The sequence below is a fragment of the Sphingomonas sp. UV9 genome (assembly GCF_004101245.1).
Classification (GTDB): Bacteria; Pseudomonadota; Alphaproteobacteria; order Sphingomonadales; family Sphingomonadaceae; genus Sphingomonas.
Genome location: NZ_SCIN01000004.1, coordinates 244,237 through 269,730, shown reverse-complemented (window position 1 = coordinate 269,730; position 25,494 = coordinate 244,237). Strand labels below are relative to the sequence as shown.

General features: G+C 63.1%; 26 protein-coding genes. 11 read left to right on the top strand and 15 right to left on the bottom strand.

Features of this window, described 5'->3' with window-relative positions:
* Nucleotides 1-147: 147 nt before the first annotated feature.
* Together EQZ23_RS18300 and EQZ23_RS18295 are read right to left on the bottom strand one after the other, a co-directional pair.
* Entirely contained in the window at nucleotides 148-2,523 is a 2,376-nt protein-coding gene (locus tag EQZ23_RS18300) for a TonB-dependent receptor plug domain-containing protein (protein WP_128455881.1), read from the bottom strand.
* Between the two features lie 21 nt (nucleotides 2,524-2,544).
* The gene (locus tag EQZ23_RS18295; RefSeq protein ID WP_128455880.1) at nucleotides 2,545-3,165 is read right to left on the bottom strand and encodes a porin family protein; all 621 of its coding nucleotides are present in this window, start codon (nucleotides 3,163-3,165) and stop codon (nucleotides 2,545-2,547) included.
* A 191-nt stretch (nucleotides 3,166-3,356) separates the two neighbouring features.
* On the opposite strand from EQZ23_RS18295, the gene EQZ23_RS20520 reads away from it, so the two are divergent.
* Nucleotides 3,357-3,710, top strand: coding sequence for a winged helix-turn-helix transcriptional regulator (locus EQZ23_RS20520; RefSeq protein ID WP_128455879.1), 354 nt, complete (start codon nucleotides 3,357-3,359; stop codon nucleotides 3,708-3,710).
* 334 nt (nucleotides 3,711-4,044) lie between these two features.
* Here the strand turns inward: EQZ23_RS20520 and EQZ23_RS18285 are convergent, their stop codons facing one another.
* The 3 genes from EQZ23_RS18285 to EQZ23_RS18275 form a co-directional block, all read right to left on the bottom strand.
* The gene (locus EQZ23_RS18285) at nucleotides 4,045-5,373 is read right to left on the bottom strand and encodes a site-specific integrase (RefSeq protein ID WP_128455878.1); all 1,329 of its coding nucleotides are present in this window, start codon (nucleotides 5,371-5,373) and stop codon (nucleotides 4,045-4,047) included.
* A gap of 384 nt (nucleotides 5,374-5,757) precedes the next feature.
* The gene (locus EQZ23_RS18280) at nucleotides 5,758-7,044 is read right to left on the bottom strand and encodes a glycoside hydrolase family 130 protein (RefSeq protein WP_128455877.1); all 1,287 of its coding nucleotides are present in this window, start codon (nucleotides 7,042-7,044) and stop codon (nucleotides 5,758-5,760) included.
* 157 nt (nucleotides 7,045-7,201) lie between these two features.
* Entirely contained in the window at nucleotides 7,202-8,002 is an 801-nt protein-coding gene (locus EQZ23_RS18275; protein WP_128455876.1) for a class I SAM-dependent methyltransferase, read from the bottom strand.
* A gap of 160 nt (nucleotides 8,003-8,162) precedes the next feature.
* Here EQZ23_RS18275 and EQZ23_RS18270 point away from each other — a divergent pair, with 160 nt between their 5' ends.
* The 3 genes from EQZ23_RS18270 to EQZ23_RS18260 are packed head-to-tail and all read left to right on the top strand — an operon-like array spanning nucleotide 8,163 to nucleotide 9,183.
* A complete protein-coding gene (locus tag EQZ23_RS18270) occupies nucleotides 8,163-8,447 on the top strand; it encodes a hypothetical protein (protein WP_128455875.1) in 285 nt (94 codons plus the stop codon).
* 3 nt (nucleotides 8,448-8,450) lie between these two features.
* Nucleotides 8,451-8,741, top strand: coding sequence for a DUF1488 family protein (locus tag EQZ23_RS18265; RefSeq protein WP_128455874.1), 291 nt, complete (start codon nucleotides 8,451-8,453; stop codon nucleotides 8,739-8,741).
* Between the two features lie 7 nt (nucleotides 8,742-8,748).
* Nucleotides 8,749-9,183, top strand: coding sequence for a barstar family protein (locus EQZ23_RS18260; protein ID WP_240663672.1), 435 nt, complete (start codon nucleotides 8,749-8,751; stop codon nucleotides 9,181-9,183).
* 102 nt (nucleotides 9,184-9,285) lie between these two features.
* On the opposite strand, the gene EQZ23_RS18255 is transcribed toward EQZ23_RS18260, so the two are convergent.
* From EQZ23_RS18255 to EQZ23_RS18240, 4 genes are read right to left on the bottom strand one after another with little or no spacing between them, the layout of a single operon-like run.
* Nucleotides 9,286-11,499 (bottom strand): molybdopterin cofactor-binding domain-containing protein, encoded by a 2,214-nt coding sequence (locus EQZ23_RS18255; protein WP_128455873.1) that lies wholly within the window; start codon nucleotides 11,497-11,499, stop codon nucleotides 9,286-9,288.
* Nucleotides 11,496-11,987: a (2Fe-2S)-binding protein gene (locus EQZ23_RS18250; RefSeq protein WP_128455872.1), complete on the bottom strand. Its 492-nt coding sequence runs from the start codon at nucleotides 11,985-11,987 to the stop codon at nucleotides 11,496-11,498. The genes EQZ23_RS18255 and EQZ23_RS18250 overlap by 4 nt, the downstream gene beginning before the upstream one ends.
* Nucleotides 11,984-13,273: a cytochrome c gene (locus EQZ23_RS18245; RefSeq protein ID WP_128455871.1), complete on the bottom strand. Its 1,290-nt coding sequence runs from the start codon at nucleotides 13,271-13,273 to the stop codon at nucleotides 11,984-11,986. Before EQZ23_RS18245 ends, EQZ23_RS18250 begins: the two co-directional genes overlap by 4 nt.
* An 18-nt stretch (nucleotides 13,274-13,291) precedes the next feature.
* Entirely contained in the window at nucleotides 13,292-13,603 is a 312-nt protein-coding gene (locus EQZ23_RS18240; RefSeq protein ID WP_128455870.1) for a hypothetical protein, read from the bottom strand.
* 91 nt (nucleotides 13,604-13,694) lie between these two features.
* On the opposite strand from EQZ23_RS18240, the gene EQZ23_RS18235 reads away from it, so the two are divergent.
* From EQZ23_RS18235 to EQZ23_RS18225, 3 genes are all read left to right on the top strand, one after another.
* A complete protein-coding gene (locus EQZ23_RS18235; protein ID WP_128455869.1) occupies nucleotides 13,695-14,357 on the top strand; it encodes a Fe2+-dependent dioxygenase in 663 nt (220 codons plus the stop codon).
* A 397-nt stretch (nucleotides 14,358-14,754) separates the two neighbouring features.
* Entirely contained in the window at nucleotides 14,755-17,322 is a 2,568-nt protein-coding gene (locus EQZ23_RS18230; RefSeq protein ID WP_164913498.1) for a TonB-dependent receptor, read from the top strand.
* A gap of 22 nt (nucleotides 17,323-17,344) precedes the next feature.
* Nucleotides 17,345-18,937 (top strand): alkaline phosphatase D family protein, encoded by a 1,593-nt coding sequence (locus EQZ23_RS18225; RefSeq protein WP_128455867.1) that lies wholly within the window; start codon nucleotides 17,345-17,347, stop codon nucleotides 18,935-18,937.
* 242 nt (nucleotides 18,938-19,179) lie between these two features.
* Here EQZ23_RS18225 and EQZ23_RS20380 read toward each other — a convergent pair whose 3' ends face one another.
* Nucleotides 19,180-19,518, bottom strand: coding sequence for a TonB-dependent receptor (locus EQZ23_RS20380; protein ID WP_240663671.1), 339 nt, complete (start codon nucleotides 19,516-19,518; stop codon nucleotides 19,180-19,182).
* Between the two features lie 73 nt (nucleotides 19,519-19,591).
* Between EQZ23_RS20380 and EQZ23_RS20375 the strand changes: the two genes are divergently transcribed.
* On the top strand, nucleotides 19,592-19,783 hold the full coding sequence (locus EQZ23_RS20375; RefSeq protein WP_240663670.1) for a hypothetical protein: 192 nt from the start codon (nucleotides 19,592-19,594) through the stop codon (nucleotides 19,781-19,783).
* 131 nt (nucleotides 19,784-19,914) lie between these two features.
* Here the strand turns inward: EQZ23_RS20375 and EQZ23_RS18215 are convergent, their stop codons facing one another.
* The 4 genes from EQZ23_RS18215 to EQZ23_RS18200 all read right to left on the bottom strand — a co-directional run bounded on the left by EQZ23_RS18215 (nucleotide 19,915) and on the right by EQZ23_RS18200 (nucleotide 23,124).
* The gene (locus EQZ23_RS18215) at nucleotides 19,915-21,786 is read right to left on the bottom strand and encodes an EAL domain-containing protein (RefSeq protein ID WP_240663669.1); all 1,872 of its coding nucleotides are present in this window, start codon (nucleotides 21,784-21,786) and stop codon (nucleotides 19,915-19,917) included.
* 288 nt (nucleotides 21,787-22,074) lie between these two features.
* Nucleotides 22,075-22,317, bottom strand: coding sequence for a hypothetical protein (locus EQZ23_RS18210; RefSeq protein ID WP_128455864.1), 243 nt, complete (start codon nucleotides 22,315-22,317; stop codon nucleotides 22,075-22,077).
* A gap of 379 nt (nucleotides 22,318-22,696) precedes the next feature.
* On the bottom strand, nucleotides 22,697-22,882 hold the full coding sequence (locus EQZ23_RS18205) for a hypothetical protein (protein ID WP_128455863.1): 186 nt from the start codon (nucleotides 22,880-22,882) through the stop codon (nucleotides 22,697-22,699).
* Between the two features lie 14 nt (nucleotides 22,883-22,896).
* On the bottom strand, nucleotides 22,897-23,124 hold the full coding sequence (locus EQZ23_RS18200) for a hypothetical protein (RefSeq protein ID WP_128455862.1): 228 nt from the start codon (nucleotides 23,122-23,124) through the stop codon (nucleotides 22,897-22,899).
* 235 nt (nucleotides 23,125-23,359) lie between these two features.
* On the opposite strand from EQZ23_RS18200, the gene EQZ23_RS18195 reads away from it, so the two are divergent.
* The 3 genes from EQZ23_RS18195 to EQZ23_RS19945 are packed head-to-tail and all read left to right on the top strand — an operon-like array spanning nucleotide 23,360 to nucleotide 24,539.
* Entirely contained in the window at nucleotides 23,360-23,692 is a 333-nt protein-coding gene (locus tag EQZ23_RS18195) for a hypothetical protein (protein ID WP_128455861.1), read from the top strand.
* A 3-nt stretch (nucleotides 23,693-23,695) separates the two neighbouring features.
* On the top strand, nucleotides 23,696-24,352 hold the full coding sequence (locus EQZ23_RS18190) for an SOS response-associated peptidase family protein (RefSeq protein ID WP_128455860.1): 657 nt from the start codon (nucleotides 23,696-23,698) through the stop codon (nucleotides 24,350-24,352).
* 10 nt (nucleotides 24,353-24,362) lie between these two features.
* Nucleotides 24,363-24,539, top strand: a complete 177-nt coding sequence (locus EQZ23_RS19945) for a hypothetical protein (protein WP_164913497.1) — start codon at nucleotides 24,363-24,365, stop codon at nucleotides 24,537-24,539.
* A 376-nt stretch (nucleotides 24,540-24,915) separates the two neighbouring features.
* Here EQZ23_RS19945 and EQZ23_RS18180 read toward each other — a convergent pair whose 3' ends face one another.
* On the bottom strand, nucleotides 24,916-25,434 hold the full coding sequence (locus EQZ23_RS18180) for a general stress protein (protein WP_128455859.1): 519 nt from the start codon (nucleotides 25,432-25,434) through the stop codon (nucleotides 24,916-24,918).
* Nucleotides 25,435-25,494: the final 60 nt, after the last annotated feature.

Genomic DNA, 25,494 nt, shown 5'->3' with positions numbered 1-25,494 from the left:
GTAGACCGTTGGCATCCGTCCGCTTGATTGACGGCAGTCGTATTTGATCGGAGTTCGATTGGCCGTCCATCCGGACACGTTTCGTCGCCCCACCGTTTGCTGATGGTGGTCAAACGGCACGGGAACGCCGAACCCGCATCAGCGCCTTCAGAAGTCTGCATGCAGGCCTACATTAAGCGTGCGAGGTCGCTGAGGAGTCGTTTGTCGCTCCGACCGAAGGGTAAAGGGATTGCCATAGCCAAACAGGCTGGAACGGTCGTCGAGAATGTTGTCGACCGACAGCGTCAGCGACTTGGAACCATGCCCGATACGGACGGCTGCGTTGGTGAACAACGCATCGCCTTGACCTATTTCATTGAGGAAGCCGAAGCCGAGGCGTGATTTCCCCCGATATGCCAGTCGCGCTTCCATGCCCACCTTCCAGTTGTTCGACAGCGATTTCTCCCATTCGATGCTGCCATAGGTGGCTCCGACTGGCACGCTCGGTACTTCGGAAACGGCCGAACCTGGACCAATGTCTACACGCCGGGTAATCGAGCTGCCGGCTCGCAGCGTCGTGTCGGACCTGATCAGCCACGACCCGGACAGATCGAGATTCAGGACGGTAGATCCATTGGTGTTCGTCGCGTACAGAAATCCGTATTCGTCGACGATACTGCCCTGCGTCCTGTTCCATTTCACGGCCGTCACCGAAGCCTTCAGATCGAACGGCCTGCTTCCGGTCGTGCGATGACTCAACTCCAGTGCAGCGGCACGAATCAGATCCTGCCCGTAGTAGATTGAGTAGAACCCGGGCGACAGCACGTCTTCAAATCGTTGGTCGACACGGTAGATGGAAGCGCCGCCCGACCGGAACCCCTGTCTCAACGAGAAGCCGAGGGACGTTTCGCTGTCGATGAGCCACCCGATCTCGGCCATAGGAGAAATGTTGAGCTCGGTCCGTCCGCCGCTGCCGAACCCGTTCGACGTCAGATCCAGCGCAGTTTCAGCCCACTGACGTGAGTAGGTACCTCGCAGCCCCGCCGTGAGCAGAAGATCGCCTGCACGAAGGGAGCCCTGGCCGAAGAGGGCAACATTGACGCGATCGCTCTGGAGGTTTGAGGCGAGATCGGCGAGAGCCGGCTCGTCCGCGGTCTGCTGCGCTTCGTCGCGTTGTGCGAAAGCGGCCATACCGACGACCCAACCGGCTCCAGTGGCCGCCGAACGTGCCAGGCGAGTTTCATGGTTCAGGGTCGTAAGCCGCCGATCGTCGCGAAAGGCTGCCGGCGAGCCAGCCTTGACCGTCCCATCGTAGGTAGCGCTTAAGTTGTTCCGTCCAACGGAAGTCGTGGAGACAAGTTCGGCTCCCGCAGCGGGGCCGCGAACCTCGACGCCGAGCAGGCTGAAGCTGTTCGACGATGGCTGCGCGACGCTGGTTCTTCGCGTGAGCGGCTCCTCCCCCGCGACTGAATAGTTGCTGTCGCGTGACGTTGTCCGCTGATAAGTCCCAGCGACGTCGATCTGCCAGCGTCCCGGCTTGAAGCGAACCTGTCCCCGTCCTCCCGACGTGATAGTGCGATTAACGTCCTTCAGGTTCCGTCCGACGTCGTCAATGTAGCCTGCTTCCCGCGTCCTGTAGGCTAGGAGGCGAGCCCCTGCACGGTCTTCGACGATCGGAAGATTGATGACTGCGGCCAACGAAGTCCCAAAGCCACCTTCATGAGTCGCGGAAACCGTCGCGTCGACGGATCCAGCGGTGTGGGAAAGATTGGGCCGCTGGGGCTCGATCCGCAGGACGCCACCAAGCGTGCCCCCTCCGTACAGCGTGCCCTGCGCGCCTTTGAGCAGCTCGATCCGACTGACGTCGTAGAGGATGAGTCCAGGATCGGGCGCGTTGAAGTTGATCCTCGCCTCGCCGAGATACTCGCCCAACGTCGCCTCTGTCGCGCCCGCGAAGCTCGAGTCGGCGATACCACGGAGAAACAGCTTGTCGCGACCCCGGCCAAGGGACGTCGACGCGATCGAGGGAATGCGCTCGGCAAGTTCCGCCGGTCCGCGGCGGGCGGCACTACCTCCAAGAGGCGTGTCAAAGCGAACGTATTCTACGCTGCCGCCCAGCAGCTGTGCCGGTAGCGAACGTTTGCTCGCGATGACAACGATGTCCGGCGTGGGATCTGCCGGGGGCGGTGGCAAGGCAGGTACGGGGTTGGGACGGGGAGTGATCCGCTCAAGCCGGAAGCTTTGCACGCCGACCTGCAACGCACGCAGCCCGGTGCCGCGCAGCATCTCTCTCAGAGCAGTCTTGCTGGACATCCGCCCCCGAACCCGCCGCGTGCGCAGTCGCGGATCGACTCGCAACGTACCGCCAATGGACATGTTCGACAGAACGCTGAGCCGCTCGATCGCTTCGACGACCGGTAGCGAGGGTATGTCGAACGTCTCCGGCCCGGACGCGAACGACCGGGCCGGAGCGCAGACGGTTGATAGCAGGCCGATGTACAGGAGCCAGTGACGCCCGCCACCGGCCCGATCAGTCTTTTTCAATACTTCTGCACCGGTATGAGCCTAGAAACGAAAGCCGACGCCGCTGACGAACTGGTGCTTCTCGGCGCCGGGATCCTGTGGTCCGAAGCGTGAGTAGCGGTACTCCGCCTTGATGAAGGCATGATCGGAAACGGCGTGTTCGAACCCCGCGCCAACCCGGAAGCCGTCATCACTGGCATGATCACTCCGCTTCGCATCAACGCCGTCGATGGTGCCGTCAACGGACCACTTGGAACGAACGTTCTCGTACCCGCCAAGCACGTAGCCGAGCGTGTGGTCGCCGAGGACGTAGCCAACGCGAGCGCCGGCGAAGAGCGAACGTTGTGCACGCGCGCATAGCCGGCCTGCGAAGCCAGGGGTCTGCGGCGTAGCCTTGATGTCGTATGTCCCACAGTCCTTGTTCGTTGTTCCGCTGATTTCACCGAGAACACCGACAACGACATTACCGGTGCGAACATCATAGCCGCCGCCGCCGCCATAAGCCAAGCTGTCATCCTTGAGGTCACGGTTCAGCTCTTCGCGAGACTCGTGGCTCAGACCGACAACGGCTTCCACGTGAGGCCCTGAAAAGGTCTGTGCCTGCGCCGTGGACGAGACGAGTAGGGCAAGGGTGGAGAATAGGGTACGCGTAACGAGGGACATGCAAACTCCTGGGCAATGGTCGACAGCGACTTGTGCTCGCCGTCACAGGACATCGCACTCGAGCGCCCTGCCCAGCTCTAACGGCGCCACGGCACGAGACCCGCAACATCCGAAAATGCGATTTCCAGCGGCTTCGTGCAGGCCGTCGCGAGGGTTGTGTCGGTCGAGGACTTTAACCACTGCGCAGGTCAATGCGATCGGATCATAGCCCGGCGAAGCTTGGCTCCGCGCGCGCTCGCCTCAGCTTTGAAAGGCGCACTGCAGATCGGCAATATACTGTCCACGAGCAGGTTCCCAGCTTCTTGGCGGGTCCGGGTATTCACCGGCTGGAACGCAACGGGATGATCTCCCGCACCGGGATCGACGGCCGGGTGCTGGGCTTCGAATATGCGCTGACGCCGCTCGGCCGCTCTCTACACGAGCCGTTCGCCGCCCTGTTCATGTGGACCACCGACCGTATGGCCGAGATACGGCAGCATCAGCAAATCTACGACGTTTGCACCGAAGGCTCATTTACTCGTCTTGGTCGGACGGGCGGTACATGAGAATCATTCATGCACCCGTTGCACCGCCTATCGAACGGCAAGCGCGCTCGATGTCGAGCTAGTCGACGGCCAAGTGTGTTTTGCGGAGGCCGACTTTGTGCGGATAGGACGTGCATTAGGTGCCTTAGGCATAAACTTATGAATGTAACTCGGGATATGCCCGGCTGGCGCCCAATACAGGCAGGTTTCGTGTCGTCGGCCACCAGCTTCCGAACAGCGTCCGGATATTTTCGCGATTTCTGACCCTAAATTGACACCTTTGGCCGTAGCGGCCTTGATGCACTTGTCGTGACCAGCGATCGACCTCGGGCAGCCTGATTGATCCTCGGAACCGTCACGGAAATGCGACCCTGTGCTTCTTCATGATCTTCTCAAGACGCTTCTCCCACTTCGCTAGCGTCTCTCGCTTCTCGCGGGCGTACTGGTAGAGCCAGTATGTCCCCGCGACGCCGTCTAAAGTACCTGACACATGATTGAGGATCGCCTCCGCGTGGGCGATCGGCACGCGCATCTCCCCGCACATCGTCGAGAGTGTACGGCGCATGTCGTGGCGAACCCACGGGGCGAAGGGGCCGTGGTTTCGCCACGTGATCTCTCGGATCGCAGAGGCGATCAGCACGTCGACCTCCGCCTTCGACTTGCTGAATCCTGACACTGGCGTCCGTCCGTTGCTGGTCAGCAGCAATCCAGACCTGAGCTTGGGGTCAGGCTCTATCGTCGTCAGCAGGCATTCGAAGACCGGCAGGATCGGTACCAAATGGTCGCGCTTGTTCTTCGTCCTCGCACCGGGGACGATCCATTCCTTTCGGTCCAGGTCGATCTCCTCCCATGTCATGCCGCTCACCTCGCGCAGCCGCAGCCCCGTGAGAATAAGTATCCGCATGTGCATGGCGAACTGCCAAGCAAGCTGCGGCAGCACCGACCAGAGAAGGGCGATCTCCCATTCCGAAAGTGTGCGAGTCCGCTTGCCCTCCTTGAACGGTCGCTTGAGCCCGAGCATCGGCGATGACTCGAGGCCATCATGCTCGATGCCCCACATAAGCGCTGCGTTCAGCCATTTGTGCGCCTTGTTGGCAGCCGACTTGCTGCGCTGTCCGATCTGCGACCGCAGGTCCTTGCAGTCCTGCTTGGTGATCTGCCTCACCGACTTGCCCTGGAAGAAGGGACGGATATCTCGGTCGAACGTGCCTTGGAAGTCCGACAGGCTCCGCAGATCGTTCGCCTTCACATGGTCATCGATGTAGCGGTCGGCGAACGCGTTGAACTCGTAGTGCACCTCCTCCAGCGTGGCCTGTTGCGCTGCGGCCTCCGCGGAGCGCCTCTGCGCGATGGGATCGATGCCGCGATGGACAAGCTCCAGTAGCGATCGGGCCTCTTCGCGCGCGGCGTCGGGCGACCAGGGCGAGCCGTACTTGCCGATCGTGTATGTCTGGGTCTTCGCGCCCTTCGTCTTCATCCGGTACTGCACCACGAATACGATGCTGCGGTTCGGGTTCACGCGGATGCCGTAGCCCTTGAGCTGCTTGTCCCACCGGACGCGCCGGCCCTCTTCGGTAGATGGGAAGGTGATATCGTTGATGAACCGCTTGTTGATCGTGACTGTCTTGTCGACCTGCGTTTCGTCCGTCTGCGGTGCTGGCAATGGCTTCGTCCTGGCAATCATCTGGCAAGCAACCGAATGGAAATCGACGGCCAGCCAGGGAAACAGGACGTCCGTCTAAATGACGGTTTTCCGCGGGAAAACCCACCCACGGTAACAGACGGTAAGCCGGAGAAACCCGAATCCGATAATTGGTAAGGCTGAGGTCGTGAGTTCAATCCTCACCGGCAGCACCATTTTTTCTTGTTCACCCCCTAGAGCTTTGCTTCTGCCAAGTAAGCAAACCTCTACGGGCCGGCGCCGAAGCCAGTCGTTTAGCGGCGAGCGGCGAGCAAAGAATCTACGCCAGCTTCACCTCGTCCAGATCCCGCGTGACCGTCCCGTTGAAAGACCGGCCCCCTGCGACGGTGGGCGTGCCAACGCCCTCCATCTCGGCACGCCGGTTCATCAATCGGCTTTCATCACGGACAACAGGTCGTCCACCTCTCCTACCGCAAACGCCGAATACTCGTCGCCGATCGCGTAAGGCAGCAAGATCCGGCGATCGCGGATCAGCGCGCCACAGCTATAGGTCACGTTCGGCACATAGCCGCCGCGCTGCTCCGCGCTGGGAAACAGCAAGGGTGACGGCGTGCGGGCAAGCACCTTCGACGGATCGTCCTTGTCGAGCAGGCAGGCACCGATGCAATATCCCCGGACCATGCCGACGCCGTGCGTGAAGACCAGCCACCCCTCGTCGATCTCGATCGGCGACCCGCAATTGCCCAGCTGCACGAACTCCCACGGATATTTAGGCGCCATGATCGGCGTTCCGGTCTCCCAGGTATAAAGATCGTCCGATCGCAGCAGCCAGATATTCTCGCTGTCCTGCCGCCCCAACATCACGAACTGATTGTTGATACGCCGCGGAAACAGCGCCATTCCCTTGTACCCGGTCATGGCTCCGGCAAGCGGCCTCATCTCGCCCCGGCGCAGATCGATGCCGCGCAGGATTTCCTGGCGCGCGTCCTTGCCGTCGAACGCGGTGTACGTGCCGATGACGCTGCGGACCCCGTCATGATCCGTGAAATTGACGAGGCGAAGGTCCTCGATGCCCTGTCGCTGGCTCGGCAGGACCGGGAAGATCACCGTTTCCGACGCGTCCTGGCTGTCTTCGCATACCAGGCGGACCCAGTCGCCATCGTGCCGCTCGATGCGGGGCGGGACGCCGTGCGCGCTGGACGGGTCGATCACCAGTCGATCGCCCGGTCCCCACTCGCCCGTACGAAACGTGATCGACGAGATATGTCCCTCGCCGATCCCCCGTAGCGACATGACGAAGCGGATAGCACCCGGCACCGACGGCTCCTCATCCGTCAGCGAAACGATGCTGGGGTTGAAGAGAGCGGCGGATTCGAACGCGTATTCCTGGCTGAAATAGGCGCCGATCAGGATCTGTTCGTCTTCGTCGAAGTCACCGTCGCCGATCTCCTCACGCATCTCCGCGAAACGGCGGAGAAACACCTTCTCGACGTTGCGATGGCGCTCCCGCATCGGGGTCAGCAGCAGGTCACGCATCCTCCTGCGCATCGTATCGTCCAGCGCCTCGATGCGGTCCACGACCACCTGGCTGCGCGGTGGATGATCCGCCGCGAAAGCTGGCGGATACCCGAAGCTGAACGGGCGGATCACGGTGCGTGACGGATCGGGCTTCAGTTCGACGTCAAGCGTCGAGAAGACATCGGCAGCTCTCATCGGCATCGGCCCTTCAAATAGGGTCGCGGACGGAGGTTCGCGACACACTGGGTAACGATGCCGGGCTCGTCGCGATCCCAGGCCCGGGCCAAGAGTCGCTACTTCTCGGCCCGTTAGAAGATAGTCCGAACCGCCGCCGCTGGTCCGCGGTGCTCGATCAACGCCCCTTTACGAACTTGATCGTGAACCGATCGCTCTCGCCGATCGCTGCATATTTTGAACGATCGACGTCCTTCAATCGATAGGTCGGCGGCAGCGTCCAGACGCCTTCCGGATGATCGTGGGTATCCTTGGAATTGGCGTTTATCCGGGATTCCCCGGCAAGCTTGAAGCCCGCCGCCTGCGCCAGTCGCACTACCGTCGATCTCTTGATGTAACCGCTCGTCTTTTCGCGCGCCGTATCCATCTCCTCTGGCAGGCGATGATCGACCACGCCCAGCACGCCGCCCGGCTTGAGGGCCGCATAGAACGCCTTGAACACGCGGCCCGCTACGGCGGGATCATCCTGCATCAGCAGATTGTGGACGTTGCGGAACGTAAGCAGCACGTCTGCGCTCCCGGCCGGGATCGACGATGCTCCGGTCTTGAAGTCGATTGTCGCGACCTGCACGGCGCCATATGCCGCGGCCTTTGCGGCAAATGCGTTGCGCGTGCGTTCCGCCTGCGCCGTCGGCACCAACGCGACATACCGCCCACGGTCCTTTACCAACGGCGCGAGGATCTCGGTATACCAGCCCGCGGCCGGCAGGAACTCGACCACCGTCTGCGTCGGCTTCACGCCAAAAAAGGCCAGCGTTTCCGCCGGGTGGCGATACCGATCGCGCTCCCGGTTCGCCGGCGTGCGGGTCGGCGACGCGACAACGGCGGCGATCTCTTTCGAGGAAGCGACCGACTGCGCGGCCACCCCCGTGGCTCCCAACGTCGCGAGGCAGGTCAAGGCTGTGAGCAGTCGGTTCATATCGTTACTCTCCCTGGGAAGTCTCTTCTCTCGGCGACCATGCCCTGCGCGCGCCGCCCGTACAATCTCAAGCGGCGTATCCTCGGCGGAACCAGCCTTCGAAGGTGAGCGCTTTGACAGCGTGGCTGGATGCACCACCGGCAATGATGAGGGGACGAGCATGACGGAAGCAACCTGGGGCGACGACGCGAAGACGCCCGAAATCGACTGGCGGATGAGCGCCGCGTTGGAGAACGTGCCGCGCGGCGGCGAAAATCTCGCCGAGGTGACGAGCCTGGAAGGCGCAGTCCGCGCCTGGACTGCACTTGATAGGGACCATCGCGAAGCTGCCGTGCTCACCCCGGAACGCCCCGTGCTGATCGATGGCGCATCGCATGTCTCCATCACCGGTGACGGGATCGCCGCGCTGGCGGAGCGGTTGCCAAGCGCAAACGACGAGGGCTGAGGCATGGCACCCGCAAGCGTTCGCTTTGCACTCGGCGACTATGAGTGGTCGGCGGAGCGGAACGGCATCCTGTTCCTCGGCCAAACCGCGCTTGGAATGGTCGAGTTCCTGATCACCAGCGAGGCATTGGCCGAGTTCATCGACCCCGATCTAGAAGGAATCGACCGCGAGACCGCGATCGAGGCCTATGTCGAATTCGAGCCCGACATCCATCGCATCGCGCGCCGTGAGTTCGTCAGTCGGTTGGGCGGAGAGCCCCCTGTCCTGATTACCGCAGCCGACGTTTCGGCATAAACCTCGGATGCTGGTCAGCGCATCGGCAATGCGGGACACGACACCGACGATGACAACTATCCTGACAATCGCGGGCAAGACCATTCACGACATCCCGTCGTTCTACGCAGAGATCAACCGCGTTTTCATGGCGGAGGAGGACTGGAAGCTGGGTGAGAGCCTCGATGCCCTGGATGACATGATGCGCGGTGGTTACGGTGCCATTCGCGGAAACGAGTCCGTCAGGCTGGTCTGGCAGGATATCGATCTTGCCCGATCCAGTCTTGGCTTGTCTGCAACATGCGCATTCCTCCAGGCCAAGCTGGAACGACCCGGCCAATATGACGTGGAGCGGATCGACCGTCAGCTATCCGCGTTGAAAGCCGGCACTGGCCAAACCTACTTCGAGATCATACTCGAGATCATTGCCGATCATCCAAACATACATCTCGTTGCGGCATGACGAACTTCGATCCGTTACATTCAACCGCTTGTCCCTCTCCGCGGTATTGCCGATCACTTTACGCAACGCCTGTGGTTCGAAGGGCACGCCCCCTGGTCATACCTATGCCGACGGTCGGCTTATCATTGGCATGCTTCTTGGGCGTACCCCCGTGGCAGCGGTCAGGGCGTTGCCGAGTGCCGCTGCGGTCGGCCCCTGCGCGCACTCGCCCGTGCCGAGGAACGGCGTCCCCGGCCGATCGAGCACTTCGACGCTGACGCTGCGCGGCGCGTCGGCGAAGCGAAGTATCGGGTAGGTGCTCCAGTCGTAATCGGTACGGCGTGCACGGTCATGGCCAGCCGCCTCGATTGCGGTCCAGCTCAGCGACTGGACGATCCCGCCCTCGACCTGGTTGCGGATCCCGTCCGGATTGACCGCCTCGCCACTGTCCACCGCGGCGACCGCGCGGTGGACGATCAGCCGCCCCTCGTCGGGGATACGCTCGACATCGAGCGCGACCGCGCAATAGGCCCCGTGGTTCTTGTAGCGCGCAAAGGCGAACCCCCGCCCGCGATTGGGTGCAGGTCGGTATCGCCCCCAGCCGAACCGGTCCGCCGCGCGCCGGATCACGGCGGCCGCACGCGGATCGTCGAGATGCGCCAGTCGGAACGCCACCGGGTCACGTCCCGCTGCGACCGCCAGTTCGTCCATGAAGCTTTCGAGAGCGAAGATGTTGAGATGCGCGCCAAGCCCGCGCAACGCCGAGACGCGCACCGGCATGTCGGGCAGGAAATGGCTGACGATGGTCTGGTTGGGAAAGCGATACAGCGGAATGGCGTTGCGGTCGCCGCCGCCGTTCGGCTGCGGGATCGGCTTGGGTGGCGTCGGCGTGAAAGGTGGCACCACCTCGGCCCCCGCGAGAAGATCGCCGGCTGCCGTCGGGCGGGTGCTGTGCGTGTTGCTCCACACCTGATGCCGCCAGTCGACGATCCGCCCCGACGCGTCGAGCGTCGCATCGACCTGCGCGAGCATCGCCGGGCCGAGCGGTTCCCAGCCATGTTCCTGCTCGCGGCTCCATTGCAGCCGGACCGGCACGCCGGGCATCGCGCGCGCGATCAGCGCGACGTCGCCCGCGACGTCATCAGCGCCATTATGCCCGTAGCAGCCCGCTCCCTCGCGGTGGACGCAGCGGATGCGGTCGGCCGGCATCGCGAGCAGCTCGGCGATCGCCTGGCGCAGCGGTTCGACGCCCTGGCTGTGCGTCCAGACCGTCAGCCGGCCCTCCGCGAACAGCGCCACGGCACAGGATGGTCCGATCGCGCCGTGCATCAGATAGGGCCGGTCGTAGCGCGCCGACAGCCGCTGGACGCCGCGCGCCGCGGGATCGTCGCGCCGCGTGTCGATCACCTGGCTTTCGCGGCGCATGGTCAACAGTCCCGCCGGCATGGGCGGCAGCGCCGGCACCGCGGCATCGCGCACCCAGCGGCCACGATTGGCGACCCGCAGCGCCTGCTCTAGCGGCCATTCGCGCGGTCCGACGATCGCGGCGAACCGCCCGACCTCCACGACCTGGGCGACGCCCGACTGCCGGCGCAGTGCCGCAAGGTCGGGCGTCAGTCGCGTGCCGGACGACGGTCCGCGCAGAACGCGCGCGTGCACCATGCCGGGCAGCGTCATGTCGTGCACATAGCTCGGCAAGCCGGTCAGCTTGGCGGGCAGGTCGACGCGCGGCACCGGCCGTCCGATCAACCGCCGCGCCGCCAGCCGCTTGCGCGGCACGTCGGCACGCGCGCGCACCGCCAGCGACGTCGACGCGGCGAGCTCGGCGTAGGTCGCGCGCCGTCCCTGCCCGTCCAGCACGGTGCCGTCGCGCGTGAACAGCGTGGTCGCGGCCACGCCCCACTGCGTCGCCGCGGTCTCGGCGAGCAGCAGCCGGACGTTGGCGGCGGCGTTGGCGATCGCGGTGCCGCTCTGTTCGAGCGTCTGGCTGCCCGCGGTCACGCCCTCGTTGGGTGTCAGGGCGGTGTCCGCGGTAATCAGATCGACCCGTTCGATCGCCACGTCGAGTTCGTCGGCGGCCAATTGCGCCATCGCGGTCTTTACGCCGGTCCCGAGTTCGACCTTGCCCGTGAATACCGTCACGCGACCGTCCGGTGCGATGCGGATCCACGCGTCGAGATCGGGAAACTTCGCTAGGGTTCCGGCCAAATCGGGCGCGACCGTCGGCGGTCCACCGCTGCCCTCGCCGCCGCCGGTCTGTGCAAGCGCGGCGGGCGCGAAGGCAAACGCGACCAGCAGCCCGCCCAGCACATCGCGGCGTGACGCATGCCCGCTCATGTCACGGGTTCCGCGGCATCGACCACCCCGCCGCCGCGCATCACGGCCGCGCGCCGCACCGCGCGTAAAATTCGCATGTGCGTGCCACACCGACAGAGCGACGGCGCCATTGCCGTCCGCATCGCGTCTTCGGTCGGTGTGACCGTCTCGCGCAGCAGCGCTTCCGCACGCGCGATCATCCCGGGGATGCAATATCCGCATTGTGCCGCCTGCTCGTGGAGGAAGGCGCGCTGGACGTCGCCAAGTCTGGCGGCCGTCCCCAGCCCCTCGACCGTCGTGACCTTGCGCGCCCCGATCGCGCCGACCGGCAGCAGGCACGAGAATACCGGCCGATCGTCGACCAACACGGTGCACGCCCCGCACTGCCCCAGTCCGCACCCGAACTTGGCGGCATGGAGATGGAGGTCGTCGCGCAGGACATAGAGCAGCGGGGTGGCGGGATCGACATCGACGCGCGCCGCCGCCCCGTTGACGATCAAGTCGATCATTCGCCCTCCTTGCGCGCCCTGGCGACGTCTTTCTCAAGCTCTTTCCAGGCCGGACCGGTGCCATGCCGTGCCTGCAGATATGCCACGATTTCCGCCACCTGACGATCGTCCAGCGCATCGGCGAAGGCCGGCATATAGGGCCCGCGCGCCGAGACGGGCGGACGCAGCCCCTGCAGGATGATCTGGATCGTATCGCGGGGGTTGTCCTCGTGCAGCGGCGTGCCGAGCGGCAGGACCGGACGCCCCGCGACCATCATCGCCGCACCCGGCTCATGGCATACCGCGCAGGCACCGTCGTACAGCCGCGCACCAACCGGATGCCGCTGCGACGCCGATGCCCGACGATCCGCCAGCGGCGGCTCGACGCGCGCGGCTGGCGCGTTGCGCATCTGCCACGCGTGATAGGTCGCAAGCGCGCGCACATCCGTCGGCGCAGCGCGTGCCAGATTATACGTGACCGGCCCCATCGGCCCGGCGGCTGCGGCATGCGCGGTACTCAGGCCAGTACGGAAATACGCATCGAGCCGGTCCACCGTCCATGCCCGAACTGCCGGAGAGCGCGCGTTGATCGGGGGGGCATACCAGCCGCCCGACCACCCGCCATCATAGGCTTGGGCGCCACGCTTCTCCTGCTGCAACAGGCCGCGCGGACTGTGGCACGCGGTGCAATGCGCCAGCGTCTCGCCGACATAGCGACCCCGGTTCCATGCAGGCGACTGGCGAGGATCGGATGCGATCGGCTGCGGTCGGAAGAACAGCAGCTTCCAGCCGGCCAGCAACGGCCGAAAGCCAAGCGGCGGGATCATCGTGTTGGCCGGCGGTACCGCCCGCACGGCTGGCCGGGTCATCAGGAACGCGTACAACGCGCCCAGGTCGCCGTCCGTGACATTCGCATAATGGGTGTACGGAAAGGCCGGATACAAATGACTCCCGTCACGCCCCACGCCCTCGCGCATCGCCCGGCTGAACGCAGCCGGTGACCACTGCCCGATCCCGGTCGCCGGGTCGGGCGTGATGTTGCTGCCGTAGACCGTCCCGAACGGCGTGTTGATCGGGTAGCCGCCCGCGTAAGGACGTCCATTCGCGGACTGGTGGCAACTGACGCAATTGCCCAGTCGCGCAAGATTGGCCCCCCGCGCGACCAGTGCCGTATCGAACAAACGAGGATCGGGCCGCGTCACCGCTGCAATGGCCGGTCGGTAGGCGATGATCGCAAAGACCATCACGCCCACGCAGAGTGCAATCGCGGCCCACATGACCTTGCGCGTGATCCCGGCCCGGCTCATTTCCCGCTTATCCCTGGATCAGCGCTCGCCTTCGCCGCCTTCGCCCCGCTCGTTTTCGCCACCCTCATACTCGCCTTCGCCACGCTGGCCTGCATGCTGTTGCGCAGCGCGAGCGCGACGAGGGTTCCGGACCATGTGCCGCGACTTCGCCGAGCGCACGACCTGACGGCCCTCGCCTTCACCTTCGCCCTCGCCGCGCTCGTTCTCGCCGCCTTCGCCGACCTGATCGACCGACGACGCCAGCGGCTTGGCGGCCGCTTCGGTCAGGATCGCCTGGCCCGACTGCGCGACAACGAAAGCACCGACGCCTATCCACAACTTCGTACGCATGATATTTCCCTACTCGCCAAGCCGTTGGCCGCATGGGGGGGTACTGATAGGACCCGCGACCCGAGGTCATGCCGATGCCACGAGATTTCCCATGCTGATCATGATTGCCAACGTTCTGGATGCCGACAATCTCCAGTGGCTGCGAGATAATCTCGGCAAGACCCGCTTCGTCGACGGGCGCCAGACCGCCGGTCGCGAGGCGCGGCCGGTCAAGCGCAACGAGCAGGTCGACCGTAGCGACCCGTTGCTCGCCGACATGCAGGACCTGGTGATCGACCGGCTGCTGGCGAACCCGCTGTTCCGGATGGCGACGCGGCCGCATGTCGTGCGCCCCCCGCTGTTCAGCCGCTATGAGCCCGGCATGGCCTATGGCAACCATGTCGACGACGCGATCATGGGGGGCATGCGGACCGACGTGTCGGTCACCATCTTCCTGTCCGAGCCGGACACCTACGAAGGCGGCGAACTGGTCATCGACTCCGCGGCCGGCGAACAGGACGTGAAGCTGGCGGCAGGCGATGCGGTGGTCTATCCGACGACCGCGCTGCACCGCGTCGCGCCGGTCGTGTCCGGCGAACGGCTGGCCGCCGTCACCTGGGTCCGCAGCCTGATCCGCGATGCCGACGCCCGCGAACTGCTGTTCGATCTGGAAACCGCACGGCACGCGCTGTTCGACCGCCTGGGCAAGACCCCGGAGCTGGACCTGCTGGCGAAGACGCAGTCCAATCTGCTCAGGCGCTGGGCAGAGGATTGATATCTCACCAGAATATGGAGGAACGCTCCCGACTCTGGCATTCGCAGGCAGTTACCGGCCCGATCCCCGTCGTTCCGCGATATGCGAACGCGATGACTGACTCGGGCCACACCAGTCCCGAAACGGCTTTAGGACGCCGCGGAGCGACGCGCCTGGAATAGTACCCGCTGTCATAAAAGGTCAGCGTAACTGACGCGGTTGTGTCGCGTCGAGATCATAAGCGAGGCGACCGGGGCCGCAGATCGCGCGACCCCGCAATCGGTAGAGCCAGCCTTCCCGTGTCCGGAAAGGCTCTCTGCGCGCCCCTGTCGGAGATGCTGGTCCAATGTCGTTTCCTTTGCCCGCCAGGCGCGTTCGCCTTATCGCGTCCGCCGCGTGTACGTTCCCGTTATTCTTCATGGCGAGTGCTGCAAACGCGGAGGATCCGACCGCCGATCCCGACCAGACCAAGTCCGACATCGTCGTCATGGGCGAACGCGCGATCCGATCCGACAAGGAACAGTCGACGTCGGTGCGCGATTCGATCATCTATGACGATCTCGAGACGCTGTCCGCCGACGGCAGCGTCGCCGGCCAGTTGATCCTGTTGCCGGGCATCAGCGCGATCGAGGACGGCGATGCGCCGCGGTTCGTCAGCATTCGCGGCATCTCCCCCGATCTCAACCAGACCACGATCGACGGGATTACGCTCGCAACGATCGGCAATGACGGCGAAGGGTCGCGCAAGGTCAATTTGCAGCAGATCCCGTCGGAGCTGTCGTTCCACAACGACGTCTACAAGACCTTCACCGCCGAACAGGACGGCGCCGCGATCGGCGGCATCGTCGACATCGTCACGCGCAGCGCCTTTGCCCTCAAGCGCCGCTATTTCATGGTCGACGGCTACGGCATCTATTCGTCGTTCAAGGGCGATGGCGGCAGCAACGCGGGCAACGGCAGCACGCCGCATTTCGGCGGCGGCGGCAAGATGGTGTTCGCGGACAAATTCGGCGCAGGCGACCAGTTCGGGGTGGTGCTGTCCGCGCGCTACGAGAACCGCATCCGCAACTCGCGCAAATGGTGGCAGGACACCAAATATTACTTCAGCGACGCCGGCAAGAAGCTCGCCGGCCCGGACGATCCCGCCTGGAACGGCATCGCCGTGCCTTACAACCACAGCTACGGCAGCTACACCAACCGCCTCCAGACAGCCGGCAGCTCGGCGAAGTTCGAATGGCGCCCGCTCGGCACCGATATCTATGCGTCGCTGCTGGGGTTCAATTATCGTCAGTGGGAATCCTCGACGATGAACAAGAACGATTTCTACACCAAGAACAGCGTCACCGACCTCACCGCAGAGGGCGGCGGATCGGACATCAACAGCCTCTATTCGCGCTATCGCTACGATACCTGGAACAAGGCGACGGTCGGCGCGATCGGTAACGTCGAATGGCATGACGACCGCTCGTCGCTGCGCGTTCGGGGCGGCTACACGCGCGCCCGGTACGACAATACGCAGCCCTATATCGGCGTTCGCGCGTACCCTACCGGGCTTTCGCTGGACTGGGCTGCGGGCAACGACGACACCGGCGGCCTGCCGTACGTCACCGGGATCAACAAGCCCGGCGTGGTCCTCGGATCGCCCTACAAGCTCAGCACCGCACAGACGACCTATCGCATGGCGAACGAGGGGTTGGCGGATGCGCGCGTCGACTTTGGCTGGAACGCCGAACCCGAGGATCGCGGCTTCGGGTTTGTCACGGGTATCGAGTTTCGCAACCTGGAACTGGCCCGCAACGTCGACATGACCGAATACAAGCTGGGCCAGGCGATGAACGGGTATCTGTACGATCCAGGCTATGTCCCGGTCGGCGCGCCGCAGTCGTTCCCGTGGGTCGACTGGGCGCGCGTGAAAAAGGAGTTGTGGCCGAAGTTCGTCAAGGACGGGCCCAACTCGACCTATGACAGCATCACCGGGGACTATCGCTACACCGAGCGACTGGTGACGCCGTATCTGTCGCTGCATTATGCCACCGACGACACCATTCTGGTCGCCGGCTTCCGCTACGACCACACGCGCTTCTCCGCGTTCCAGCCGACGATCACCGGCGGCACCGCGTCGGCCGTGATGACCCGCAGCAAGGGCGGCTACGAATATCTGCTGCCGTCGTTCACCGGTATTCGGGACTTTGCGGGGGGCAAGAAGCTGCGTTTCTCGTACAGCCGCACGCTCGGCCGTCCGACGCCGGGCAACATCGCCCAGCCGGAATCGCTCAATTGCGGGGACGAGGACAGCGGCGGCGCGGATTGCTCGATCAGTCGCGGCAACCCCGAACTGCGTCCCCGCCGGTCGGACAATCTCGATCTCCAGATCGAGCAGTATTTCCACAAGGACGGCATCATCTCGCTCGGTGCCTTCGCCAAATGGATCAAGGACGACATCTTCACGCTGACCACGACGCAGCTGATCGACGACGTCAATTACCGGGTCCGTCAGCCGCTCAACGCCGACAGCTCGCGGCTGTACGGCGTGGAATTCCAGGCGGCCGATCACGATGTGAACCTGTTCGGGCAGCGGATCGATCCGTTCTTCAACGCGACCTGGCTGAAGGGACGGATGTCGATTACCAGCGACGCCGGAACGCGCACGCTCGATCGGCTGATCTACCAGCCCAAATGGATCGTCAACGGTGGCGCGACGCTGCGCCTGCCCGCGATCGACGGCGCGTTCCGCGCGACCGTCACGCACCGGGGCAGCTATATGGAGGGCATCGGCGAGACCGCGCAGGACGATAACGGTCGCGCCGAACTGACCACGGTCAACCTCGGTCTGTGGCACCGCGTGACGAAGCACGTGACGTTCAAATACGAGATCACTAACCTGCTCAACGACCAGCCGAAATTCCTGGTCGGCAACGGCCTGCGCTACGTCAGCGAGGTCGACGATTACGGCCAGGGTGCCTTTTTCCACATCATGCTGCGCTGACCCGCCGAACGGAGTTACGACCATGTACGAAGTCGACCGCCGCTATCTCCTGTCCGCCCTTGGAAGCCTGACCGCCGTCGGTCTGCTGCCGGGCCGGGTCGGCGCCGCCGAGATCCGGCCGCGCAACCTGATCGAAGCCCCGCGCTTCCCGACCCCGCCGTTCACGCTCGGCGTCGCGGCGGGTGATCCCGATGCCTCGGGCTTCGTCATCTGGACGCGGCTGGCCCCGCTGCCGCTCCAGCCCGATGGCGGCATGATGATGGCGCCGGTGCTGGTCGCATGGGAGGTCGCCGCCGATCCCGAGTTCCGCCAGGTACTGCAACGCGGCGAGGCGATCGCGCACCCTGAGTTGGCGCATTCGGTGCATGTCGAAGTCGCGGGGCTCGCCCCGGCCCGACCCTATTGGTACCGTTTCACCTGCGGCGGCGAGCAGAGCGGCACTGGCAGCGGCGCCACCTTGCCCTTGCCCGGCGCGCCGCTCGACCGGGTCCGCTTCGCCGTCGCAGGCTGCCAGCATTACGAAGAGGGCTATTACACCGCGTGGCGCCACATCGCCGCCGAGCCGATCGACTTCGTCTTCCACTATGGCGATTATATCTACGAGGGCCCCGATCGCGGCGAGCAACCGCGTGGCGCCAAGAAGCCGCTGGTCCGCCGCCATCTCGGCCACGAAATCTATTCGATCGGCGATTACCGCCAGCGCTACGCCCAATATAAGAGCGATCCCGATCTCCAGGCCGCGCACGCCGCCGCGCCGTGGTTCGTCAGCTTCGACGATCACGAGATCGATAACAACTGGGCCGGCGACATCGACCAGGACAATACCGCGCTGGAGGTATTCCGGACGCGCCGCGCGATGGCGATGCAGGCTTATTACGAGCACATGCCGCTGCGCCGGTCCTCGATGCCGGACGGTTCGCACATGCAGATGTATCGCGGGGCGCGCTTCGGCGACCTGATGGACGCGTTCTTCCTCGATACGCGGCAATATCGCTCGGACCAAGTCTATGGCGATCGCGATGCTCCGCAGGGACCCGACGCCTTTGCCACCAACCGCTCGATCACCGGCGCAACGCAGGAGGCGTGGCTGTTCAAGGGTCTCGATCGCTCGAAGGCACGCTGGAACCTGATCGCGCAGCAGGTCTGCCTGATGAATCTGGGCTATCACAAGGCGGGACAAGCCGAACAACTCGTGTCGATGGACCAGTGGTCGGGCTATATGAACAGCCGCCGCCGTCTGCTTTCGCACATCGACGCGCAGTGCCCCGGCAACGTCATGACCGTCAGCGGCGACGCGCACCGCCATTACGCCGGCGACCTGATCCAGGATCACGGCAACGGAAAGATCATCAGCAGCGAGTATCTCGCGACCTCGATCAGTTCGGGCGCGGACGGTGTCGGCGAGAGCGACGAGTATACCCGCTCATCCCGTGCGGAAAACCCGAACCTCAAGGCGCTGATCGACCGGCGCGGTTATGTGCTGTGCGATGTCGGGCGCGATGCGTGGCGCGGGGACCTGAAGATCCTCGACACGATCGCGACACGAAACGGCGTGCTGTCGACGCATGCCAGCTTCGTCACCGAACGCGGCAAGCCCGGTTTGCAACGCGCCTGATCCGTGCCCCGAACCGATACGCGCACCCGCTTTGGTGTGTCGAGGATCGATATGCCGATGCTCAGGATGCGCAGCGCCGTTGGCCCTGCCAAGGTGCCATCTCTGTGCGTGGGATCCTCAAGACTGTTCGAGCCGCGGCGATCACGACCCAGAAGCGGTCATTCGCGAAAACACGACGCCCCCCCAACTTCGGCCAGTCGTTCGGCGTACGTGACGTCCTGCAAAATGCGACAACGCGGTCGTCAGAAATCGACCGTTGCGGACAGCCATAGGCGGCGGCCTTCCTGCGGGTTGGCGTATTCGCCCGCATATACCGTCGTCGCGCCACTGCGATATGGCAGATAGTCGACGAAATTCTTGTCGAACAGATTGAACAGCGTCGCGCTCAGCTTGAACCTCTGCGTCACTTCGAGTGCACCGCCGAGGCTGAACAGCGCATATCCCTTGAAGCTGCCAAGCGCGGTCTGGGCGGCGCCAACGCCGCGATACCGGTCCGAGCGGATCTCGGAACGCAGCCATGTGCTGACCTTGACCGCCACCGGCGACGATAGCGCGCCAATCGTCCATAGCGCGTGCTCCATCGTGATAACCAGTAGCTTGGTTTGCCCCGTCATCCTGCTAAAACCCCCGACGGTGCGCGAGTGTGTGCGCCGCATGCTTCGCAAGCCAAGCGAGTTCGTCCGCGCGGTTGCTGAGAAGCTGGCACGCCAGAAGACGCTGGACGCCGCAACGGTTGATGACGTCATTGCCGAAGTGCAGAGCCCCGAGTTGCGCGCCATCCTCGCCCGCGCCCGCGCTTCTGTTGATGGTGCAAATCCGCCGAGCAGTCACACAGAGATCCTGTAAGATATAAATACAGGCGGAACTGCTCCACCAAGCCCCCAAGAGCCCGCAATCAAGCATGACGCCAATGCCGTTGCTGAGCGCTTCGGAACCATCGGCGACTGTTCCAACGAGTGGGTCTGCTGGTCTGACGATCAGATTCTCATCAACCGCGGAGGGGGGAGCGAATTCGTGGACCGAAGCGCCTGAACGGACCCTTCAGCATCCATCGGCCGTCCGAAGTAGAAGCCTTGACCTTCGGCACATCCGAGCTCCCGAATGATCTCGAGAGCAGATCCATCCTCGATCCCTTCGGCGATGACGTCCACGCCAAGACTGGCCGCGAGCCGTGTTATTGCCAGCACCATCTTGTATGATTGGCTGTGTCTTTCCAACCTTTGCACGAACGACCGGTCGATCTTGAGCTTGTCGAAAGGCAGCATCTGGAGATGTTGGATCGACGAGAAGCCTGTACCGAAATCATCTAGGGCGAGCAGCATGCCTTGGTTCTTTAGCGATTGGATCAGCCGCTTGGCGTTCGTCGGCTCCGCAATCAAGGCGTTTTCAGTGATCTCCAGCGTCACGCGCTGCGCAGGGAATCCGGTACGCCTGAGCACCGCTAGGACCTTCTCGCTGAACCATGGGTCCTTGAGCTGGATCGGTGAGACATTCACCGCCAGCGTTATGCCCGGGCCCCACGCTGCGGCATCCAGGCAAGCCTGGTCGAATAGCTTCAACATGAGCTCCCCAACCAGGCCACATTCTTCAGCAATCGGGATAAAGTGGGTCGGACCGATCTCCTCCCCGTCCGAGCGGTTCCATCGGGCAAGCATCTCGAAGCTTGCTATCTGCCCTGACGCGAGGTTCACGATCGGCTGATAGAAAGGCAGGAAGGCGCTGCTTTTAATGTCATCCCGCAGATCTCGCTCCAGCACCGATCGCCGTGTGATCTCAACGTCCATCTTGTTCTCGAACGTGCGATGTTGCGAGCGACCGCCTTCCTTTGCCTTGTACAGCGCAATATCGGCTTGGCGCATCAAGCCTTCGCGATCGACGTCGTTCCTATGACGGATGGCAATACCGACGCTCGCGCCGATATGGTGGTTAAGTCCATCGAGCTCGAATGGGGCTGCAAGGCGATCGACAAGTGTCTGGGCAAGCATGGCGGCGGAACCGCTGTCCGGTCCTGAAATCTCGACGATGATCGCGAATTCATCGCCGCCGAGTCGATAGACGGAGCCAATGCCATCCACGATCTCAATCAAGCGTGCGACCACTGCCTTCAACAAGCGGTCGCCTGCCGGATGGCCGTGAACGTCATTGACGGCCTTGAACCGGTCGAGATCCAGCACGAGCAAGGCGAGATGGGTTGCAGACCGATCCTGAAAGCCGAACGCATCCAGCTGTTCGCTTAGCGCCCGCCGGTTCTTCAAGCCTGTCAACGCATCTCGATAAGCAAGCTGCTGCGCCCGATGTTCGGCGCCGCGCGCGCGCTCGCGCTCTGTCTGCATGTCCGACCGGCTTCGCACCACCTCGGTGAATCCCGCATAGCTCGTGGACATCGTCCGCAGGATGAGAACCGCAACGATGATGAAGTTCGCACCCGTACCAATAAGTTGCCAGTCGCCCGACGCGAGAAGCTGTATCGTCACCGGCATAGCCCCGAGCAGTAGCACCAGTCGGCCGGCAAGTGGCAGGGTGAGAAGGCAGTAGCAGCAGCTGATGGTCCCCACGAAAACATAAAGCGCGACGGACATGCTGCGCCTCGGATCGGCCTGTTCGAACAGCATGAGGCCCCACCCACCGAACGCTAGGCTCAGGACCGCAGCCGCGATGATCGTGCCACGAAAGTATCTACGGATATTGGTCGGCGGCGCTGCGATCGTTCTGCGGCTGAGCCACAATCCGGCCCGCACCGCGATAACAATCGACAAGGCGAGCGGCACCACCAAACTCATGGTTAACGAGACGTCATCGAACGACGACACCGCTAGGAATATGATGTCGACGAACATCAGGCCGTACATGAGCGGTATCTGCTGCCGTAGGGCTGCATACTGCTCAGCCAGCAGTTCATCCGTGGGGCGTGAGGCTGGCGATCTCAGTGGAAGCAACCATCTCAACATCGACGCCCCTCCCTAAACGGTTCTGTATAGGCCGAATGTATTGAGAATGTCTGATTGCCAGAAAATATCAGAGTGGCGCCAGGACTGAGGAGCGTCCAAGCGCAAACATCATTGTGCGCTACACGCTTCTGCCGATAGCGATTCGTTGCCCTATATTCCCCTAATTGCTGTAGTATGGGAAGAATTACACTAACCCGCTGGAATGCTGTCGATCAACGCCACCAGTCCATCGTCCTGGAAGGTATGCGGTCGAACGTGCCGATCGGGTAATGACAGGCGCAAACCACGACGATCAACCGGCTTCATGGCTTTGACCTTCTTGGCCAGCGTGATCAATGGACCTTCGAACAGTATCTCGGATGATTGATCATCCGGTTGGCCTGCGACGGCCATGCGCACCAAAGTCGCGTTTTCTTTCCACGGAAAGTTCATCAATTATGTCCCCCCACAATCACCGATTCATGGAATCGATCCGGAGAAATTACTTAATCTTGCCTACCAACCACAAGGCGGGAACCCGCTAGCTGGCGCCGCGAAGGCGAACCGCTTTGCCAACACTGAATCCCGAGAGCCAGGCGAACCGTTCTGCGAGAGCACTCCCTTGCGAGAAGGGGCATGTCTTCGGAAGCCCATCGACGGATTGCCCGACCTTCAGACCGGCCTCGTACGCGGCACGGAGTTTTTGTGTGTCAGGCATTAACAGTGAACGCGTCCGGGCCGGCGCAGGGCCCGCCTGTTTCGAAAGATTGCTGCATGCGAAGCAAATCCCGAGGGGCCTTCCACAGTCCGGCCCCCCTATGAAGAACGGCAGCTACCCTTCCTCAAGCGCTTTCATCACCGCCGCGATATTCCCCTTCACCACGACATAATTACCCTTCTCAAAGTTCACCGCACTGGCATCATTCCCGCCTTTGAAGCGGCGCACATAGTTCACCCGATCCACGTTCACGACGATCGGATCGCCCTCGGGACTTTGAAATTCCACATAGCCGTTCATCCATATCCCCCGAATTAGCTATCGTGCGCCGTGGCGGTCGGGTCCGGCGATCGCGCGGCGATAAGCGAGGCAATCTCGGCTTCGTCGATGGTCCGGCTTTCCCACGTGTCTTCCACCGTAATCGACTTCTCGTCGTCGCGCATCGCGATCATCTCGGCAGCGGTGGCGAGTGCCTCGTCGAAGCTGTTCCGATGAATACCAACCATGGACAGATCGCCGTCTTTACGGATCACATAACGCATTGAATTGTCTCCTGTTGAATGAGGTGTCTAACTCAGCCGCCGCCTGATCACCATGCGTTTCAAATTGATTATATCCCCGCCCGCGCCCGAAGCCCGCCCTTCAATATGCCGACCTAACCGCACGCAGCGATCAAAGTACGCGCGTAGCGGCAAGTGTCGCGGGGTTCGACCGCTGAACCATCGATGCAGCGTGGCGCCATATTGCGCCACGCCACAGACCGGGTAGGTTTGCTCAATGGAAAACACTGAATCGCTCGACCTGTTCACTCTCATTGAGGTCGCTTTGGAGGAGCGAAACGAAGCAGCGGACGCCTTCGACGTGTTTAAGCAGGACGCCGTGATGGCCCATCCGCCGGCTCCAGGTGACGAACCCGCCATCACCAGCGACAACGCCGCGGACGCAGCGGCGGAGGAAGTCGATCAATTCAGCGCGGAAGTCCGCGGCCTGCTGAACACTGCGTCGGACGCGGATTTGACGAACGCTTATGAACAATCGGGCGGCGAGGTTGGCCACCCGGTGGCCGAAGCACTGCTCAGCGAGATCAAACGTCGCGGCCTCGGGAGCTGATCGATGTGTAATCGCGCCCGGTTCGACAGCGAGCCGGAGACCATAACCGAACGATTTGGTGCGGAATGGCTTGCCGACAAGCCGATGGACAACCGGTTCGACCCGAAGGAGCTACGCCCGTTCGGTCGGGCGTACGTTGTGCGAAACGAAGCTGATCGCCGCGGGATCGACGTGATGGAATGGGACGTTCTGGCTGGGCAGGCGAAGCAGGCCGGCCGCAAGGTTGCCCAGACCAACGTGCGCACGCTCCATCTCCCACAGTGGCGTTCACTCGTCTCCGATCCGGCGAGCCGCTGCCTCATCCCGCTTACGGAATTCTGTGAATGGGCACGCGAGCCCACTGACCTCGGCGACGGCAAGAAGCCGATCAAGGGGGAGATGTGGTTTGCGGTGACCGACCAGCCGGTGTTCGCGATCGCCGGTTTCTGGCGACAGGTCGATGATCGGCGCTACTTCGCTATGGTGACGTGCGACGCCAATGAACTGGTGGCGCCGATCCATCCCAAGGCGATGATCACTATCCTTCGGCCAGACGATCACGAGCGGTGGCTGACCGGCAGCTACGACGACGTCCTGTCCTTGCAGCGGCCCTATTCGACAGATCGGATGACGGTGCGTGGGCCCGTTTTTCCAACTCGTGCAGGCGGTGCCTGTGCCTGACGCGGTCAGAATGACCGAGCGCGAAGTTTGGGAGATGGCCGGCAATATCGTCGCGCAGTTCGGCAACGACCATGACGACCTGTTTGTCGGCCGATTTGTCGATCTGCTCCAGGATACGGCCGCACCCGGGGATTGGCGCCGCGTTGCCGCCGCAGTCGATGCAATCACGGACGCGCCAAAGCAGTAAGATCTCTAGGCCCGAAGGGTCGGCATCTGCGCAATGTCGGTTGTCCACCCCGCCGACCGTATCTCAGACCGCATCTTCCTCTCGCGCTTCGACCCCTGCGACGCCGTCACCGCAGTCCAGGTGCCGAACCGGTAAAAACTACAGTCGTGTCGTGGCCCAATGCACGTTGCCAGACGGTTGCCCACTTTCTTGCGCGTCAGGGGGCGGCCGTTAGGTGGGATCGGTACTGGCGGCAGTAGCAGATGGGCGAGTGCCAGTAAGTCATGGGTCGGCTTAACGTTGTGAGATAGGGTAGGCCCAAGGGCTCTCGCGCTCAAGCTATAGGGGCGTTCCGAAACTGAAACGCCCCCGTTAAATCTGCCCTGTACCGTTGCGATTACGCTACCGCGACCTTCGCCCGCGTCGCGGTGTGTCCGCCCGATCGATACAGGACATCGGCAGCGTCTTCAGGACTAACTCCAGAGGCGCCGGTATCAACAGAGACGAACACGCCTCCCTCGTTGATGCGGCCTTCATAGTAGCTAGCGTCGACTCGGCTGACGCCGTGATCGGTCATCACCTTTTCTAGACCCCCGACAGCGCCACCAAGTGCGGCGCCGGTGACTGCCGCAGCTGGGATAGCAGCGGACGCGATCGCGCCAGCGGCAACCAGAGGACCGACGCCAGGAATGGCCAAGGCCGCGATACCTAGCAGGGTGCCGATACCAGCGCCGGCTGCCACCTTACCGACAAACTCCTGGGTGTCGCCGTTCCCGTCCGTGGTCGTATTCTTGCCGTCGTGCTGAGCAACGATAGAAATGGCGCTGTCGTCTACACCGGCGGCGCGAAGCTCGGACACGGCGCGCTCTGCCTCGGCATGATTATCGAAAACCGCGGATACCAGGTTCGTGCTCATCGTCAGATCCAGTCGAAGACGGGGGTTGCAGATGAGCGTAGAAGCAGCTTCGAAGGCCTA

Bases quoted from the DNA above. Each gene is read 5' to 3' on its own strand.
- EQZ23_RS18295 (WP_128455880.1), bottom strand. From the start codon at position 3,165: ATGTCCCTCGTTACGCGTACCCTATTCTCCACCCTTGCCCTACTCGTC.
- EQZ23_RS20520 (WP_128455879.1), top strand. From the start codon at position 3,357: ATGCGATCGGATCATAGCCCGGCGAAGCTTGGCTCCGCGCGCGCTCGC.
- EQZ23_RS18285 (WP_128455878.1), bottom strand. From the start codon at position 5,373: ATGATTGCCAGGACGAAGCCATTGCCAGCACCGCAGACGGACGAAACG.
- EQZ23_RS18280 (WP_128455877.1), bottom strand. From the start codon at position 7,044: ATGAGAGCTGCCGATGTCTTCTCGACGCTTGACGTCGAACTGAAGCCC.
- EQZ23_RS18275 (WP_128455876.1), bottom strand. From the start codon at position 8,002: ATGAACCGACTGCTCACAGCCTTGACCTGCCTCGCGACGTTGGGAGCC.
- EQZ23_RS18270 (WP_128455875.1), top strand. From the start codon at position 8,163: ATGACGGAAGCAACCTGGGGCGACGACGCGAAGACGCCCGAAATCGAC.
- EQZ23_RS18265 (WP_128455874.1), top strand. From the start codon at position 8,451: ATGGCACCCGCAAGCGTTCGCTTTGCACTCGGCGACTATGAGTGGTCG.
- EQZ23_RS18260 (WP_240663672.1), top strand. From the start codon at position 8,749: ATGCTGGTCAGCGCATCGGCAATGCGGGACACGACACCGACGATGACA.
- EQZ23_RS18255 (WP_128455873.1), bottom strand. From the start codon at position 11,499: ATGAGCGGGCATGCGTCACGCCGCGATGTGCTGGGCGGGCTGCTGGTC.
- EQZ23_RS18250 (WP_128455872.1), bottom strand. From the start codon at position 11,987: ATGATCGACTTGATCGTCAACGGGGCGGCGGCGCGCGTCGATGTCGAT.
- EQZ23_RS18245 (WP_128455871.1), bottom strand. From the start codon at position 13,273: ATGAGCCGGGCCGGGATCACGCGCAAGGTCATGTGGGCCGCGATTGCA.
- EQZ23_RS18240 (WP_128455870.1), bottom strand. From the start codon at position 13,603: ATGCGTACGAAGTTGTGGATAGGCGTCGGTGCTTTCGTTGTCGCGCAG.
- EQZ23_RS18235 (WP_128455869.1), top strand. From the start codon at position 13,695: ATGCTGATCATGATTGCCAACGTTCTGGATGCCGACAATCTCCAGTGG.
- EQZ23_RS18230 (WP_164913498.1), top strand. From the start codon at position 14,755: ATGGCGAGTGCTGCAAACGCGGAGGATCCGACCGCCGATCCCGACCAG.
- EQZ23_RS18225 (WP_128455867.1), top strand. From the start codon at position 17,345: ATGTACGAAGTCGACCGCCGCTATCTCCTGTCCGCCCTTGGAAGCCTG.
- EQZ23_RS20380 (WP_240663671.1), bottom strand. From the start codon at position 19,518: ATGGAGCACGCGCTATGGACGATTGGCGCGCTATCGTCGCCGGTGGCG.
- EQZ23_RS20375 (WP_240663670.1), top strand. From the start codon at position 19,592: ATGCTTCGCAAGCCAAGCGAGTTCGTCCGCGCGGTTGCTGAGAAGCTG.
- EQZ23_RS18215 (WP_240663669.1), bottom strand. From the start codon at position 21,786: ATGTACGGCCTGATGTTCGTCGACATCATATTCCTAGCGGTGTCGTCG.
- EQZ23_RS18210 (WP_128455864.1), bottom strand. From the start codon at position 22,317: ATGAACTTTCCGTGGAAAGAAAACGCGACTTTGGTGCGCATGGCCGTC.
- EQZ23_RS18205 (WP_128455863.1), bottom strand. From the start codon at position 22,882: ATGAACGGCTATGTGGAATTTCAAAGTCCCGAGGGCGATCCGATCGTC.
- EQZ23_RS18200 (WP_128455862.1), bottom strand. From the start codon at position 23,124: ATGCGTTATGTGATCCGTAAAGACGGCGATCTGTCCATGGTTGGTATT.
- EQZ23_RS18195 (WP_128455861.1), top strand. From the start codon at position 23,360: ATGGAAAACACTGAATCGCTCGACCTGTTCACTCTCATTGAGGTCGCT.
- EQZ23_RS18190 (WP_128455860.1), top strand. From the start codon at position 23,696: ATGTGTAATCGCGCCCGGTTCGACAGCGAGCCGGAGACCATAACCGAA.
- EQZ23_RS19945 (WP_164913497.1), top strand. From the start codon at position 24,363: ATGACCGAGCGCGAAGTTTGGGAGATGGCCGGCAATATCGTCGCGCAG.
- EQZ23_RS18180 (WP_128455859.1), bottom strand. From the start codon at position 25,434: ATGAGCACGAACCTGGTATCCGCGGTTTTCGATAATCATGCCGAGGCA.